This window comes from Trinickia soli, from assembly GCF_002879855.1.
In the GTDB taxonomy this organism is placed as follows: Bacteria; Pseudomonadota; Gammaproteobacteria; order Burkholderiales; family Burkholderiaceae; genus Trinickia; species Trinickia soli.
Map to the genome: position 1 here is coordinate 97,373 of NZ_PNYB01000009.1, position 14,835 is coordinate 112,207.

Below are 14,835 nucleotides of genomic sequence, written 5' to 3' on the forward strand. Positions count from 1 at the left end.
ACCGGTCGCCGACTCACGCGTGTCACGGGTTTCCCGGATGCTGTGCCGGAGGGGACGGAGGGGACATAGTGAGAAGCGCGATCGTTTGGCGAGCGCGGGCCATGATCGGCGCACGAGCGACGATAAGTCGCCCGCACACCGATCACACGTGCATGACGTGCATCAAGAGCAGCTCAACACGGCAAGACCGTTGATCAGACCTGCGGTCGGTGCATGCGCGCCATATGAAACGACGAGGTAGGGCTTCGAGGCGTCCGGGCCGAGAAACGTTGTGGAGAGCGACGATCTGGACAGTCGGGACGCTGCAATCATCCCCAATGGGACGCGATCCGCGAAAGCCTGATTCAGATCGCTGCCGATCGAGTACTGCATCGTCAGCGAGACCGTGTTTTGTACAACGCCGCGCGCATCTCTCGCGCCCGCCACGGTTGCCGTGGCGCTTTTGAGTACGCCCGGTAGCGTGTTGCCGTCGCTGGAGGTGGGGCGCGTGGCCGCGACCAACGTGCACGTAAAGCCGGTCCAAGGAACCGCAACATTGACCGGCGCACCGACGGCCCACACCTGTCCTTGATTCGCGTTGTACGAATGCCCGGCCGAATCGCTGCCGTCGGTCCAACGACCGATCGCAAATTGCCCGTTGCCGGCCATGTCGGTAACGCTGCCGCGCGACAACGAGAGCGCCTCGGTTCCCCACGGCAATGTCGTATAAGCGCCCGGCGCATGGGCCTTCAAGGTTGACACCGGATATCCGCGTCCGCTGAGCCAGAACGGGCCTTGCGGGAACGATCCATCGGCCTTCCATGTCACCGGCGGAGTGACGATGCTGACGGTCGTCAGCTCGCTCGACAGGGCCATCGACTGCCCTTCGACCTTGATCGATGCCGCGCCCCCCGCGCTATTGGCAGAAGCGCCGGCAGCCTGAAGGCCGTCTTTGCCGCCGCCCCCGCAAGCGCTCAGCGCGGCTGCGCTCAATGCCACCACTGCTGCGGCAACTGCCGCCCTGCCGCACTGCTTCGTCCGTTCGTTCCTGGTTTCCATGCTCTGATTGCCTTGATCCCCGGCTCGATTAAAAGCGGCAATCTACGTTCGACACGTTCCAGGCAACCGATCTGGCGAAAAAAACCGGACTAGATGAAGGTTCGACGCGCTGCGGCGAAGCACCGATCGCCAAACATCCACCGAAGCATCGATCCAAGCATCGATCAAAGCCTCAATCGCCGACCGCGATCTTCAGCGTTTCTTTGATTTCCTCCATGACCACATAACTTTTGGACTGCACGGCCCCGGGCAGTTGCAACAGGATGTCGCCGAGCAGTTTGCGGTAATCGGCCATCTCGCCGATGCGCGCCTTGATGAGATAGTCGAACTCACCCGAGACCAGATGACATTCGAGCACTTCGGGGATCTTCTGCACCTCGCGGCGAAACTGGTCGAACATGTTTCCGCTCTTGTTGCCGAGCGTGATCTCCACGAAGACGAGCAACGCAGCGCCAAGCTGCGTCGGATCGACGCGCGCGTAATAACCCATGATGACGCCGTCGCGCTCCATGCGCTTCACGCGTTCGATGCAAGGTGTCACGGTCAGTCCCACGCGTTCGGCAAGATCCTTCATCGCGATGCGGCCGTCCTCCTGCAGCACCTTCAGGATCTTGTGATCGAGCTTGTCGAGCTTGCGGACCGGCTGGCGCTGCGTTCTCATAATGTTTCAACCAAAAATCAGAAAAGTACAGGAACAAAAACTGCTTTTGTCGCAATAGTATAGCGCCATAAACTGGATTGATCGGTGTTTGGGAGCGGATATGCGAGTCGTCGTTTTGGGCAGTGGTGTCGTCGGGGTGACGAGCGCGTATTACCTGGCGCGCGCGGGTCATGAAGTCACGGTGGTGGATCGCGAGGCCGGCCCTGCGCTCGATACGAGCTTTGCCAACGCCGGCCAGATCTCGCCCGGCTATGCTGCGCCGTGGGCCGCTCCCGGGGTTCCGCTCAAAGCAGTGAAGTGGATGTTCCAAAAGCACGCGCCTCTCGCAATCCGTCTGGACGGCACGCAGTTCCAATTGCGCTGGATGTGGCAGATGTTGCAGAACTGCACCGCCGAGCGCTATGCCGTCAATAAAGGCCGGATGGTGCGCCTCGCCGAATACAGTCGCGACTGTTTGCAGGCGTTGCGCGCCGATACCGGCATCCAATATGAAGGTCGCACGGGCGGCACGCTGCAGGTGTTTCGCACGCAGCAGCAGCTCGACGGCGCACAAAAAGACATCGCCGTGCTGAAGGACGCCAACGTCGCGTACGAGCTCTTGAGCCCCTCCGAGCTCGCGCACGCGGAGCCGGCACTCGCCGCCGTCTCGCACAAGCTGACGGGCGGCCTGCGGCTGCCCGGCGACGAAACGGGCGACTGCCAGTTGTTTACGACGCGTCTGGCGGCGCTCGCCGAATCGCTCGGCGTGAAGTTCCGCTTCAATATGTCGATCGACGCGCTCGAAACCGCCGGCGGCCGCATCGCCGGGGTCCGCTGCGGCGGCGAGACGCTGCGCGCCGATGCGTTCGTCGTCGCACTCGGCTCGTATTCCACGCAGTTGCTGTCCGGCATCGTCAAGATCCCCGTCTACCCGCTCAAGGGCTACTCGATCACGGCACCGATCGTCGATGCCGCGAAAGCGCCGGTTTCGACGGTGCTCGACGAAACCTACAAGATTGCGATCACGCGCTTTGACGATCGCATTCGCGTCGGCGGCATGGCCGAAATCGTCGGCTTCAGCAAGACGCTGCGTCAGGCGCGCCGCGAGACGCTCGAAATGTGCGTCAACGATTTGTTCCCGGGCGGCGGCGATACGGCCGGCGCGTCGTTCTGGACCGGCTTGCGCCCGATGACCCCGGACGGCACGCCGATCGTCGGCCGCACGCCGGTGTCCAACCTGTTCTTGAACACGGGGCACGGCACGCTCGGCTGGACCATGTCGTGCGGCTCGGGCCAGTTGCTCGCCGATCTGATTTCGGGCCGCCGTCCCGCCATTCAGGCCGACGACCTGTCCGTCCATCGCTACCTTGGCGAGCGCGGCGCGGCACCGCAACCTGCTTACGCGTAACGGCTCGCGCATACCTCAGTAGCCGATAGCAACACGAACGGCGCCCTAACCGGGCGCCGTTTGCTTTGGTTCGCCCGCATGACGACGTCATCCGATTCGAAGCGGAGGCTTCGACGGCCTTACGCTTCAACTCTGCTCCATGCATCCGGCTTCCTTCCAGATGTGAAAAAGGGGCGCAGCCCGCTTAGGCTACGCCCCTTGTCTCGCCGTCATGCGCCCGCTTGCGCGGCGCTACTCGCTCAACCCAACGCGCTGACGAGTTCGGGCACCAGTGTAAACAGATCGCCGACGAGACCGTAATCGGCCACGCTGAAGATCGGCGCTTCGGGATCCTTGTTGATCGCCACGATCACCTTCGAATCCTTCATGCCCGCCAAGTGCTGAATCGCACCCGAGATCCCGACTGCCACGTACAGTTGCGGCGCGACGATTTTGCCCGTTTGACCGACCTGGTAGTCGTTCGGCACGTAACCGGCGTCCACCGCGGCGCGCGAGGCGCCCAGTGCCGCACCGAGCTTGTCCGCCAGCGGCTCGAGCACCTTGGTGTAGTTCTCGCCGCTGCCCAGCCCGCGGCCACCCGATACGATGATGTTCGCGCTCGTCAGCTCCGGACGATCGAGCTTCGTCACTTCGCGATTCACGAACTGCGAAATGCCGCGGTCAGCCGCCGCTTCGATCTTCTCGACCGCTGCGCTGCCGCCCTCGGCTGCCACGGCATCGAAGCCCGTCGCGCGCACCGTGATGACCTTGATCGCATCGCCCGATTGCACCGTCGCAATCGCGTTGCCGGCGTAGATCGGACGCTCGAACGTGTCGGGCGAGATCACGGCCGTGATTTCGCTGATCTGCGCCACGTCGAGCTTAGCCGCCACGCGTGGGGCAATGTTCTTGCCGTAGGCCGTGGCCGGCGCGACGATGTGCGAATAGTCCTTCGCGATGTTCAGCACGGTGGCTTCGACGTTTTCTGCGAGGCCTGCGGCCAGTTGCGGCGCATCGGCCAGCAACACCTTCGCCACGCCCGCAATCTTCGCCGCCGCGTCCGCCGCGCCTTGCGCGTTGTGGCCCGCCACCAGCACATGGACATCACCGCCGATCTTTTGAGCAGCGGCAACGGTGTTCAGCGTCGCGCCTTTGATCGACGCGTTGTCGTGTTCGGCAATAACCAGAATCGTCATTTCTTTCGTCCCCCTCACAGCACCTTGGCTTCGGTCTTCAGTTTCTCGACCAGCGTTTGCACGTCCGGCACCATCACGCCGGCGCTGCGCTTGGGCGGTTCGGTCACCTTGAGCGTCTTCAAACGAGGAGCGACGTCCACGCCGAGGTCTTCGGGCTTCAGCGTTTCGAGCGGCTTTTTCTTCGCCTTCATGATGTTGGGCAGCGTCACATAACGCGGCTCGTTCAGGCGCAGGTCGGTCGTCACCACGGCCGGCAACGTCAGCGTCAGCGTTTCGGCGCCGCCGTCGACTTCGCGCGCAACCGTAGCCTTGCCGTCGGCGACCGTCACCTTCGACGCGAACGTTGCCTGCGGCAGGCCAGCCAGCGCGGCCAGCATCTGGCCCGTTTGGTTCGAATCGTCGTCGATCGCCTGCTTGCCCAGGATCACGAGTTGCGGTTGCTCTTTGTCGACCAATGCCTTCAGCAACTTGGCCACCGCCAGCGGCTGCAGATCTTCATTCGATTCGATCAGGATCGCGCGGTCCGCGCCGATCGCCAGCGCCGTGCGCAGCGTTTCCTGCGCCTGAGCGACACCGGCCGACACCACCACCACTTCCGTGGCCACGCCCGCTTCCTTCAGACGCACCGCCTCTTCCACGGCGATTTCGTCGAACGGGTTCATCGACATCTTTACGTTGGCGATATCGACGCCCGTGCCGTCCGACTTCACCCGGACCTTGACGTTGTAGTCGACCACGCGCTTGACTGGCACCAAAATTTTCATGCACACGCTCCAAAGTTACGAATACGTCAACCCAGCGCCATTATAGCGATAGCCCATGCCGGGACCGCGTTGACCGACGTCTTCGGCAAACCCCCAATGGGCAAATCGATCCGCCCATGCCCGAGCGGCTTACGTTGGCGCAGCCGCGCCAATAACGAACGATCGTTTTATTTTATGAGCAAGGCGCTTGAGGTGCCAAGCCCGCGTTTCGACCAACGCCTCTAACGGGCAGCGTCGCGTTCATCGGTGGCTCAGGCGGCGCACGAGCCAGTCGCCGAACGATTGCACGAGCTGCACGAAGACAATCAGGATAACGACGACCGTGACCATCACTTCGGGCAAAAACCGCTGGTAGCCGTAGCGGATGCCGAGGTCGCCCAGGCCGCCGCCGCCGATCGCGCCGGCCATCGCAGAGTAGCCGACGAGCGACACGAAGGTGATCGTGAGGCCGGCGACGTTGCCTGGCAGCGCTTCGGGCCACAACACCTTGAAGACGATCTGGCGCGTACTCGCGCCGAGCGCCTCGGCCGTTTCGATCAGACCGCGGTCCACTTCACGAGCGATGCCGACACGTTGCTTTTGCCCGCCGCTGATGTGCGCGGGATAGCGGTCCTTCAGCGCCGTCAGGCCGACCAGTTCGAGCAGCGGCAACACCGTGGCCTCGATCGCGGCGCGTTTCATGCCGGCGGGTTCCAGCGGCAATGCGACGTTGTCGAAGACCGTGCGCGAATTGAGCAGGTTGAAATGCTGAAAAACCATGCCGATCTCGCGGCGCGCTTCTCGCAGCGCCTGCGCGGGCAACGTGTTCAACACCTTCCCATCGACGACGACTTCCCCGGCGCTGGGCCGCGCCAGCAGATTGATCGTGCGCACGAGCGTGCTCTTGCCCGCGCCGCTGCGGCCGATGATGCCGAAGATCTGCCCGGCCGGAATACTCAGATTGATGTCGTGCAGCGCCTCGACCCAGCCGTTTGGGCCGGCGAAACGCTGCGAGATATGACGAAGTTCGATCATGAAAGACAAAGACGGCGGCGCCTGCCAGAGGCCGCGTGGCGCGTGCCGCGCCGAAGCAGTGGGCCGCCGTCGCTAGTGGTAAATGGAATCGAATGACGACCGTGCGATTTTATCGCGCCGCACAAATAGGCTTTAATAATTAATCGCCACTTCTTCATAAGTTTTAGAAATTAGAGGAAGGCGCCGCGTCGGTGGAGCGGCGACTCGCGGGCCGTACCGCTATGATCCCGCCCAAGACCAAAGCGAGGAGACGAACAATGTCCAAGGCGAGCGCAACGCAAGACGAAACAGGGTTTGCGGCGAAAAGCGACAGGAGCGACGAGAGCGACGCGAGCGACGATGTCAGTTGCGTAAAAGCGAACCCCGTCGGCACGGTACGCACCTCGGACGGTTTGGAGCTTGCGCTGTACCGTTGGCCATTGACCGCGCCCCTTCGTGCAACCGTTGCGTTGCTGCATGGCCTGGCCGAGCACGCGGGCCGCTACGCGGCACTCGCCGATCGGCTCGGCGCTGTCGGCATCGAACTCGTCGCCGTCGATTTGCGGGGACACGGCCGCTCGCCGGGCGAGCGCGCCTGGATCACGCGTTTCGACGATTACCTTCTCGATGCGCAAGCCCTGCTCAAAGCGGCAGCACGCCCCGGCGTTCCGCTTTTTCTGATGGGTCACAGCATGGGCGGCACCCTCGCCACCCTGTTCGCCATCGAACGATTGCAGGCATTCGCGACGGAGGTGCATCCAATCGCTGGCCTCGTGCTGTCGAGTCCTGCGCTTGCGCCGGGCAAAGACGTCCCGCGCTGGATGCTCGCGGCAAGCCGCATCGTCAGCCGTTGGTGGCCACGCTACGGGGCCATGAAGATCGAGCCGGCACTGCTCTCGCGCGATGCGCGTGTCGTACAGGCGAACCGTTCCGATCCGCTCGTCCATCACAGCGCCGTCCCGGCCCGCACAGGCGCCGAGATTCTGGCGGCGATGGCGCGTATCGAGCACGGCCGCGCCGCGCTGCAACTGCCGGTGCTCGTCTATCACGGGACGGCGGACAAGCTGACGGAACCCGAGGGCAGTCGCGCATTCGCCGCGCATGTCGGTTCACCCGATCGCACGCTGACGCTGTACGAAGGCGCGTATCACGAAACGATGAACGACCTCGATCGAACGCGTGTCATCGAGGCGTTGACGCAGTGGATCCTCAGTCGCGCGTAGCCATGTGGCGATCGCGCCGCTCTATCGCGAGCCGCGCCAATCGCCAACCCATGTAACCGTCGACCTGCTGCGATCGCGCGGCGCCGCGCACTTCACGCGCGCCAGTTCGGCGTGCGCTTGTCGATGAACGCCTGCATCCCCTCTTGCGCAACCGGATCGATCGCATTGCAGGCGATCGTCTGCCCCGCTGCCTGATAAGCCGCTTCGATGCCCATTTCAAGCTGCCGATAGAACAGCGATTTACCCATGGCGACCGCCGCGGCCGGCTTCTCGCAGATCCGTTTGGCGAGCGCCGCGACGTCGGTGTCGAGCGCATCGAGCGGGGTCATATGGTTGATGAGCCCGAGTTCCCGCGCTTTGGCCGCATCGATGAAATCGCCTGTCATCAGCATTTCGAACGCTGCCTTGCGCGGGATATTGCGCGAGAGCGAGACGGCCGGCGTCGAGCAGAACAAGCCGTAATGAATGCCCGAGGTGGCAAAGCGCGCCGTATCGGCGGCCACCGCGAGGTCGCACATCGCAACGAGCTGACAGCCCGCCGCCGTGGCGATACCCTGCACGCGCGCGATGACGGGCTGCGGCATGCGCTGTATCGTCATCATCAACGCCGAACACCGCCCGAACAGCGTTTGGTAGAACTCGAGCGAAGGCGTCGCGCGCAACTCTTTCAAGTCATGCCCCGCGCAGTACGCACGCCCGTGCGCGGCCAGCACCACGACGCGCGCATCGGACTGCGCCACTGTCGAGAGCGCCGCCTGCAGCTGCGCGATGAGCGTTTCGGACAACGCGTTGAAGGCGTCGGGCCGATTCAACGTGATGCGTACGACACCGGCAATTCCGTACGCGTCGTAGTCGATCAAGACCGCGTCGGAAGCGGAACCGGAACCGGAACCAGAAGCTGAAGCAGATGGAGACGTTGCACTGGGTTGCATGGTGAGATGGCTCCTCGCAGCGAATGCGATCGGGAAAAATTCAGATACCGGCCAACGCGCGCACATGCGCGACGACGCTGCGACCGAGCGCCGATAAGTTGTAGCCGCCTTCCAGGCAGCTGACGATCCGTCCGTGCGCGTAGCGCGCGGCGATGCGGCGGACTTGATCCGTGATCCACGCGTAGTCGTCCTCGACGAGCCCCAGGTTGCCGAGGTCATCCTCCCGATGGGCATCGAAACCCGCCGAAATGAAGATCATTTCGGGCTTGAACGTTTCGAGCCGCGGCAGCCAAAGCAGATCGATAGCCTCGCGCACGGCAGCGCCTGGCGTGCGCGCCGCCATCGGCAGATTGACCATGTTCGCCGCTTGATTCTCCGCGCCGCTGAACGGATAAAACGGATGTTGAAAGAAACTGCACATCAACACGCGTTCGTCGCCGGCGAACGCGGCCTCCGTGCCGTTGCCATGATGCACGTCAAAATCGATGACGGCGACGCGCGCAAGGCCGCGCACTTCCAGCGCGTGACGAGCGGCGATCGCCACGTTGTTGAAAAAGCAGAAACCCATCGCGCGCGCAGGCTCCGCGTGATGCCCCGGCGGACGCACGCTGCAAAACGCGTTGTCGTAGCGCCCGTCGATGACGGCATCGGTCGCAGCCACCGCGGCGCCGGCCGCGCGCAGCGCAGCTTGCCAGGTGTGCGGGTTCATCGCCGTATCGGGATCGATCCACGCGTGTCCCTGAAGCGGAGCGCTGCGCTCGATGAAATCGATGTGCGCGCGCGTATGCACGCGAGCGAGCGAGGAGATCTCGGCAAGCGGCGCGCTCTCGCGTTCGATCAACTGGGCGATACGGCTCGCGATCAATTGATCCTCGATCGCAACGAGACGCTCCGGGCATTCGGGATGCCCCGGGCCCATTTCGTGCAGCAGGCAATCGGGGTGTGAGTAGACAGCGGTCGCCATGGTCGTTCGTTCGCCGCAGGTGCGGCATGTCTCCTTGTTTGCCCGGTTCGAACGTCGAGCGTCGAGCGTCAAGCGACAGATGTGACGCGCCAGCCGTGACGCGCTCGCCGTTCGGACCTTGTATCGGACTACGTTACCACAGCCGGCCGTCCTGCTTCTCGTGCGCAGCATGTCGATATGTGGCGGCCGACGCACACGCGCTGTTGCGAAAACTCGCCATCCGGGGTGTCGCCGCCGTGCTTCGGTTCCGCCTGCGACGGCCGTTCGCTATACTGCGCCGAACGCCAAGCCGAGTTCTGTCCGTCGTCCTCTTTCGCCCTCATTTATGACCGGTCAATACGCATTACCCGCAGCACAACGCCGGCGCCTCGCCGTCCGCGCTTTCCATCTCGCGCTGTATGTGGGCGCCGCGGTTTCGTGGCAGGGCGCCTGCGCCCAAGACGCGACGCCGGCCACGCCCGCGCCCCAGGTTGCGCCGGCCCAGTCGCCGCAGGCGGCGTCGCCGGGCGGCACGTTCGAAGAAGAGATCATTCCTCAACGCTACGCTGACAACGCGGACGTGAATGCGTTCATCGACGACATGGTGGCACGCTACGACTTCGACGCCACAGCGTTGCACGCGCTGTTCGCCGGCGTCAGCTACTCGGCTACCGCGGTCAAGCTCGTCACGCCGGCGGCCACGCCGTTCCCGAAAAACTGGCGAACCTATCGCGCGCGCTTCACCGACCCGGTGCGCATCAACGCCGGCGTCAGGTTCTGGCGCGAAAATCGTGCGACGCTGCAGCGCGCCTACCAGCAGTTCGGCGTGCCGCCCGAGATCATCGTCGGCATCATCGGCGTGGAGACGATGTACGGGCGCTACATGGGCAACTTCCGCGTGCTCGACGCGTTGACCACCCTCGCATTCGACTATCCGAACACGCCGAATCGCGCCGATCGCGAAATGACGTTCCGTAAGAATCTCGAGGACTATCTCGTCTGGACGCGCGATGCGCAGCTCGATCCCAGCACGGTGTTGGGCTCATATACCGGGGCTATCGGCATTCCGCAATTCCTGCCGAGCAGCATCGTCAAATACGCGGTCGACTACGAAGGCAACAAGCACATCGATCTGCGCGCGAGTCCGGCCGACGCCATCGCCAGCGTGGCCAATTATCTGAAGGAAAACGGCTGGGAGAACGGTCGTCCCGTCGTCTGGCATATTGCTCAGGACACGGGCAGCCTCGGCGTCGCGCAAGCTGCCGCCGACGGGATGCCGGAACCGCACTGGCCGCTCGCCCAGCTGCTGCGCGCGGGCATGATGCTGGATCAGCCCGGGATCGACATGACAGCCGAGGCAGGGACCCCCGTCACCGTCATCGATCTGCCCACGCCTGCGCAGCCGACCCAGTACATGCTGGGGCTGCAAAACTTCTACGTGCTCACGCGCTACAACCGCAGCTTCTTCTATGCGCTCGCGGTGTATGAGCTGGGCCAACGCGTCAAGGCGCGCGTGGACGAAGAGACGGCGAGCGCCGCGCCAACGTCAACGCAGACGCCAATCGCAGCGCCGGCGCCCATGCAGGCGGTGGTGCCGAACCAGCCGACGCCCGCTGCCGCGGCGCCCGCGGCCCCGCATCCCGCACAAACATTGCAGTCGCCATCCCAACCGCCGCAGCCGCAGCCTCAACAACCGCCGCAACAACCGCAATAGCGGACGGCCGCGATTCCGACATCGAGGCGACGCACGGTAGCGCGTCCGCTACCGTGCGTCGGCGGTGCGCCTCAGAACGTCAAGCTTGCGCTGGTCGGCGTGACGGTGACGCCGTAGTTGCAGGTGGGCGCACCGCCTTGCAACAGTCCGCTCGCTGCCCAGCGCACCTTGCGCATGGGCTTCTTGTCGACATTGAGCAGCGAGACCTTCGTGAAGTCGACGAACCCGTTGCTCGAATACTGATCGCACGCGCCCACGCCGTAGACCTCGACCACGCCGGCGAACGCCCAATCGAACGTTTGCCCGTAGCTGCTTGCGCGCTTGAGTGTCGACGCGCGGCCGCGCGTCTTGTCAAACGTCACGATGTCCCATGTCGAGCAGACGTGGCCCGCGGGGCAGTCGCCGCTGATCGTGCCCACAATCAGATTGCCCGTCGCGGTGGGCTCGGGCACGCTGTGATCCGCATTGCCGCCTCGGCAGCAGTTCCAGCTCGCGATCGTCCAGCCGTGATCGTTGAAGGCGTTCCAACCGAGCACCGGCTGCAGGATCGTGACGATGTTTTCATAATCCTCGAGGCCGGGAAAGTAGTAGAGCACTTGGCCAATGTCCAACGTTGGCGCGGAAGGCACGAGCCAGTCCGCGCTGATACCACCGAACGGAGCTGCGTCGTGGTACCAGCTCGCTTCGAGCCAGCCGTCGGCTTCGGGCGGCACCGTCTTGCGGCCGTCCAACGGTGCCGCGATCGCTTGCGGCGGCATGCCCGGTTCGATGCGTCTGCCATTTTGCATATAGCGTGCGTAGGCGCATGTGCGTACTGGCGCGCTTGTGCCATCCGCATGCTTGATCCTTCCGTCGGCCAACAAGACATCGCTGCGCGCAATCGTGCGCACGCATGACGGGTGAAAGTATCCGAATGGCGTGACGACATAGCCCGGCGGCACGTCCGGGGGTGCGTGGCGCGCTAGCGTAGGCGCTGGCTCGGCGTCAACCTGCGCGGTCGATTCACCGGCCAGGCCGGTAAGCGGGACAGCACAGCAAAGAGAGAAGCAGAGAAGGAAAAAAGCGACCGCGCCGACTCGCGCGGCCGGCGTCTTGACGTGACGATGTCCCATATCAACTCCTGTCGGGCGGCCAAGCGCACCGCTCCCTTGCGAGGGGCGGCAGCCGACCGCGAAGCATGGGGATCATGCGTGCTTGCTCGAGCCGCACGCTGATCGACCGCGAAGCAGGCGATCGCGGAAATGCGACGCTACCGACGCGGGTTGACAGGACTATAGGACGCGCCCCTGGCGAGGCGTAGCTATACAGATGATCAGGTCGGGCGATGCACGTGGAACAGCGCGGCGAAGCAGAGCGCGCCGACCGACCCTTCAACGGGCGCTCAAGCGGGAAATACGCCCGTCGACAGGTAGCGATCGCCGCGATCGCAGACGATGAAGACGATCGTCGCATTCTCGACTTGCCGCGCGACACGCAAAGCCACTTCGCAGGCACCGCCAGACGAAATCCCGCAAAAGATCCCTTCTACGGCCGCCAGACGCCGCGCCATCGCCTCGGCAGCGCCCTGCGACACATTCTCGGTGCGATCGATGCGGGTACGGTCGAAGATCTTCGGCATATACGCCTCGGGCCACTTCCGAATGCCGGGAATCCGCGATCCCTCCTCGGGCTGAGCGCCGATGATTTCGATCGAGGCATTCTGTTCCTTGAGGTAGCGCGAAACGCCCATGATCGTGCCGGTCGTGCCCATCGACGAAACGAAGTGCGTCACGCGCCCTTCCGTTTCGCGCCAGATCTCGGGACCCGTCGTCTCATAGTGAGCGACCGGATTGTCCGGGTTCGCGAATTGGTCGAGGATGATGCCGCGCCCGTCGCGCTGCATTTGCTCGGCCAGATCGCGCGCGTATTCCATGCCGCCTTTCACGGGCGTCAGCACGATTTCGGCGCCATACGCGGCCATGCTTTGACGCCGCTCCACCGAAAGATCCTCCGGCATCAGCAAGACCATCTTATAGCCGCGAATCGCGGCCGCCATGGCAAGGGCAATCCCGGTATTGCCGCTCGTCGCTTCGATCAACGTGTCGCCGGGCTTGATGCGGCCGCGCTCCTCCGCTTTGCGGATCATCGACAAAGCAGGCCGATCTTTCACCGAGCCTGCGGGATTATTACCCTCGAGCTTGGCCAGGACGACGTTGTTGCGGCTGCGGACTTCGTCGTCGGGCAAGCGCACGAGTTGAACCAGCGGCGTGTTGCCGATCGTATCTTCGATAGTTTTGTAAGGCATGGGCGTGGCGCGCGACGCGCTGATCTCTGGCGATGGAATGGGTCGATTGTAAAGCACCACGCCCACCGTCGCCGCGTAGGGTCTTTCAGCCGCGGACGCGCGGCCCGCACGAAGCAAAAAACCCGCGAACGATCGCGGGAAACCGTCTAGACAACGTGACGGCTGAAGGAGCCTCTCGAACGCGACGCCGCGCCGCACGCAGGCGTTCAGTGCTTGACCACGACGGAATCGGGAGTATGAAAAGGAGGACGGTCGCCGCCGTCGATGCGAACGCCCCCGGGCACGCGGCGACTCGATGCAAGCGACGTTGCCAGCGGCTCGCGCGCCGCGCCGATCGTGAGCCCTTCGGCGCGCAGGCGTTCGACCGCTTGACCGCCCAGACCCTTCACACGCCGGCCGAGATCGTCGGCGTCCCTGAACGGCCCGCCCGCACTGCGTTCTTCGACGATCGCCCGCGCCTTGGCGGGGCCGATTCCTTTGAGTGCGCGCAACGCCGCCTCGTCGGCGACGTTGGCATCGACAGCGTGAGCGAAAGCGCAGGTCAATGCAGCGACGAGCGCCGCCGCGAAAGAAAGAAAACGCTTGAGCATCGGGCCTCCCGGCAATCGGTGGCCGGCGAGCGCCGACCGTGAAGCCCAGTTTATGTGTTGCGCGGCGCGGCTTACACCTGGCCGGATAGCCAACGCACGTAGCGATCGACGCCTTCTTGCACGGTCAGGAACGGCGCATCATATCCGGCCGCGCGCAGCCGCGTGGGGTCGGCCTGCGTGAAGCACTGGTACTTGCCGCGCAGCGCATCGGGGAACGGCACGTATTCGATGAGGCCGCGCTGCACCATCTCGGCCAGCGACAACGCCGGCTGGCTGTCGAGCGCGCGCAGCGTGTTCACGACCGACGTCGCAATATCGTTGAACGGCTGTGCGCGACCCGTCCCAAGGTTGAAGATGCCCGACTTCTCCGGATGGTCGAAGAAGAACAGGTTCACTTTGGTGACGTCCTCGACCGAGATGAAATCGCGCGTCTGCTCGCCGGCCGCATAGCCGTTGTATTCACCGAACAGCTTGACTTTGCCGTCGGCGCGGAACTGATTGAAATTGTGAAACGCGACCGATGCCATGCGTCCCTTATGCGTTTCGCGCGGCCCGTACACATTGAAATAACGAAAGCCCGCGATCTGACTTTTCGCGGTCGGCATCACGCGGCGAACGATCTGGTCGAACAGGAATTTCGAGTAGCCGTAGACGTTCAGCGGCGCTTCCACGGCCCGCTCTTCGACGAAGCGGGTCGAGCCGCCATAGATCGCGGCCGAGGATGCGTAGAGAAACTGCGCGCCTTGCGCGAGACACGCGTCGAGCACGGCGCGGCTATAGCGGAAGTTGTTGTCCATCATATAGCGGCCGTCGGTCTCCATCGTGTCGGAGCAGGCGCCTTCGTGAAACACGGCTCGGACCTGACCGAAGTCCCCGCGCGCGAAGCGCTCGACGAATTCGGTCTTGTCCAGGTAGTCGTCGATTTCGCAATCGACGAGATTCTTGAATTTGTCGGCGCGCGTCAGATTGTCGACAGCGATGATGCGCGTCTCGCCGCGCTCGTTGAGCGCCTTGACGATGTTTGCGCCGATGAAGCCCGCGGCGCCGGTGACGATGAGAGTCATGATCGTAATAGCGGTAGTTCGATAACGATGAGAGGCGCTGATAGCAGGCGGCCGGGCACGGTGGCCG

Annotated in this window: 14 protein-coding genes; 3 read left to right on the forward strand and 11 right to left on the reverse strand. The window is 63.8% G+C overall.

The genetic code is table 11. From position 1 onward, the window contains the following. Positions 1-162: 162 nt before the first annotated feature. Both C0Z19_RS12605 and C0Z19_RS12610 read right to left on the reverse strand, forming a co-directional pair. Positions 163-1,038, reverse strand: coding sequence for a hypothetical protein (locus C0Z19_RS12605; RefSeq protein ID WP_102610170.1), 876 nt, complete (start codon positions 1,036-1,038; stop codon positions 163-165). A 172-nt stretch (positions 1,039-1,210) separates the two neighbouring features. Then, positions 1,211-1,699: an Lrp/AsnC ligand binding domain-containing protein gene (locus C0Z19_RS12610; RefSeq protein ID WP_102610171.1), complete on the reverse strand. Its 489-nt coding sequence runs from the start codon at positions 1,697-1,699 to the stop codon at positions 1,211-1,213. A 100-nt stretch (positions 1,700-1,799) separates the two neighbouring features. On the opposite strand from C0Z19_RS12610, the gene C0Z19_RS12615 reads away from it, so the two are divergent. After that, on the forward strand, positions 1,800-3,086 hold the full coding sequence (locus C0Z19_RS12615; protein WP_102610172.1) for a D-amino acid dehydrogenase: 1,287 nt from the start codon (positions 1,800-1,802) through the stop codon (positions 3,084-3,086). A 239-nt stretch (positions 3,087-3,325) separates the two neighbouring features. Here C0Z19_RS12615 and C0Z19_RS12620 read toward each other — a convergent pair whose 3' ends face one another. From C0Z19_RS12620 to C0Z19_RS28920, 3 genes are all read right to left on the reverse strand, one after another. Further along, a complete protein-coding gene (locus C0Z19_RS12620) occupies positions 3,326-4,261 on the reverse strand; it encodes an electron transfer flavoprotein subunit alpha/FixB family protein (RefSeq protein WP_102610173.1) in 936 nt (311 codons plus the stop codon). Positions 4,262-4,275: 14 nt separating this feature from the next. Then, complete coding sequence (locus tag C0Z19_RS12625) at positions 4,276-5,025, reverse strand: electron transfer flavoprotein subunit beta/FixA family protein (protein ID WP_102610174.1); 750 nt, start codon at positions 5,023-5,025, stop codon at positions 4,276-4,278. Between the two features lie 240 nt (positions 5,026-5,265). Continuing rightward, positions 5,266-6,039, reverse strand: coding sequence for an ATP-binding cassette domain-containing protein (locus C0Z19_RS28920; protein WP_102610175.1), 774 nt, complete (start codon positions 6,037-6,039; stop codon positions 5,266-5,268). Between the two features lie 257 nt (positions 6,040-6,296). Between C0Z19_RS28920 and C0Z19_RS12635 the strand changes: the two genes are divergently transcribed. Then, positions 6,297-7,241: an alpha/beta hydrolase gene (locus C0Z19_RS12635; RefSeq protein WP_102610176.1), complete on the forward strand. Its 945-nt coding sequence runs from the start codon at positions 6,297-6,299 to the stop codon at positions 7,239-7,241. 92 nt (positions 7,242-7,333) lie between these two features. On the opposite strand, the gene C0Z19_RS12640 is transcribed toward C0Z19_RS12635, so the two are convergent. Together C0Z19_RS12640 and C0Z19_RS12645 are read right to left on the reverse strand one after the other, a co-directional pair. Beyond that, positions 7,334-8,173 carry an enoyl-CoA hydratase gene (locus tag C0Z19_RS12640; protein ID WP_102610177.1) on the reverse strand — a complete coding sequence of 280 codons (840 nt, stop codon included), beginning with the start codon at positions 8,171-8,173 and terminating at the stop codon, positions 7,334-7,336. Between the two features lie 40 nt (positions 8,174-8,213). Next, the gene (locus tag C0Z19_RS12645; protein WP_102610178.1) at positions 8,214-9,137 is read right to left on the reverse strand and encodes a histone deacetylase family protein; all 924 of its coding nucleotides are present in this window, start codon (positions 9,135-9,137) and stop codon (positions 8,214-8,216) included. A gap of 325 nt (positions 9,138-9,462) precedes the next feature. Between C0Z19_RS12645 and mltB the strand changes: the two genes are divergently transcribed. Further along, positions 9,463-10,830 carry a lytic murein transglycosylase B gene (gene mltB, locus C0Z19_RS12655; protein ID WP_102610180.1) on the forward strand — a complete coding sequence of 456 codons (1,368 nt, stop codon included), beginning with the start codon at positions 9,463-9,465 and terminating at the stop codon, positions 10,828-10,830. 71 nt (positions 10,831-10,901) lie between these two features. Here the strand turns inward: mltB and C0Z19_RS12660 are convergent, their stop codons facing one another. The 4 genes from C0Z19_RS12660 to rfaD all read right to left on the reverse strand — a co-directional run bounded on the left by C0Z19_RS12660 (position 10,902) and on the right by rfaD (position 14,768). Next, a complete protein-coding gene (locus tag C0Z19_RS12660; RefSeq protein ID WP_146012048.1) occupies positions 10,902-11,942 on the reverse strand; it encodes a hypothetical protein in 1,041 nt (346 codons plus the stop codon). A gap of 269 nt (positions 11,943-12,211) precedes the next feature. Beyond that, entirely contained in the window at positions 12,212-13,114 is a 903-nt protein-coding gene (gene cysM, locus C0Z19_RS12665) for a cysteine synthase CysM (protein ID WP_102610296.1), read from the reverse strand. 206 nt (positions 13,115-13,320) lie between these two features. Continuing rightward, on the reverse strand, positions 13,321-13,704 hold the full coding sequence (locus tag C0Z19_RS12670) for a ComEA family DNA-binding protein (RefSeq protein ID WP_102610182.1): 384 nt from the start codon (positions 13,702-13,704) through the stop codon (positions 13,321-13,323). Between the two features lie 71 nt (positions 13,705-13,775). Beyond that, positions 13,776-14,768, reverse strand: a complete 993-nt coding sequence (gene rfaD, locus C0Z19_RS12675) for an ADP-glyceromanno-heptose 6-epimerase (protein WP_102610183.1) — start codon at positions 14,766-14,768, stop codon at positions 13,776-13,778. Positions 14,769-14,835: the final 67 nt, after the last annotated feature.